Origin of the sequence: Zoogloea sp. LCSB751 (genome assembly GCF_002028455.1) — a bacterium.
GTDB lineage: Bacteria > Pseudomonadota > Gammaproteobacteria > Burkholderiales > Rhodocyclaceae > Zoogloea.
The window spans coordinates 1-605 of the sequence record NZ_MWUM01000082.1 but is presented as its reverse complement, the minus strand read 5'-3'; the positions used below and the strand labels follow the sequence as shown (position 1 = coordinate 605).

Sequence of the window (605 nt, the reverse complement as noted above, 5' to 3'; positions counted from 1 at the left end):
TTACTTTGCTAATATAGAAAAGACTTTTCTTCAAGTGATAAGAAATGAATTAAAGAAAGGTTCTGCTGTTGATAATGAAATGCCAGACATACAAGGTATTAGCTTTGGTTTAGAGCAAACAGAGGTTTCTCCGTTCTTCAGACATAAGAGAAAAGGTGATACTTACCGAATATACAATAGAGTCATGAGGGAGACTCAACGCTGAAGAATCCCCTGATGATTTACAAATAAATCATCAAATTAGGGTGGAAGCGCATCTTGTTGCATGATCAAATGGTTTCGCTAAAAACTACACTTGGACAACAAGATGCGCGAAGCCAATATCCTACAACATTCTTTACACCAATACTGCCCAGAACTTCACCTAAAACGATTAAACAGCTTGATGCTGGCCTCTAAGGCACTGATTGAATGTAAGACACTGACCTTGACTGAGTTAGGTCGAAATTTACCAACCACGGCCCGAACCAAGCACAACATCAAGCGCATTGATCGTTTGCTCGGCAACACGCATCTGCATCAAGAACGGTTAGCTGTCTACCAATGGCATGCCAGCCTCATCTGTTCTGGTAACCCTATGCCGATTGTGCTCGTCGATTGGTCAG

At 41.7% G+C, this 605-nt stretch carries 1 protein-coding gene and 1 pseudogene; both read left to right on the top strand.

The window, feature by feature from the left end:
• The coding region (locus B4920_RS30075) for a hypothetical protein (protein ID WP_216820034.1) at positions 1–205 on the top strand (205 nt) is incomplete at its 5' end.
• Positions 206–307: 102 nt separating this feature from the next.
• Positions 308–605: pseudogene (locus B4920_RS25830) on the top strand (IS4 family transposase); the annotation flags it as partial.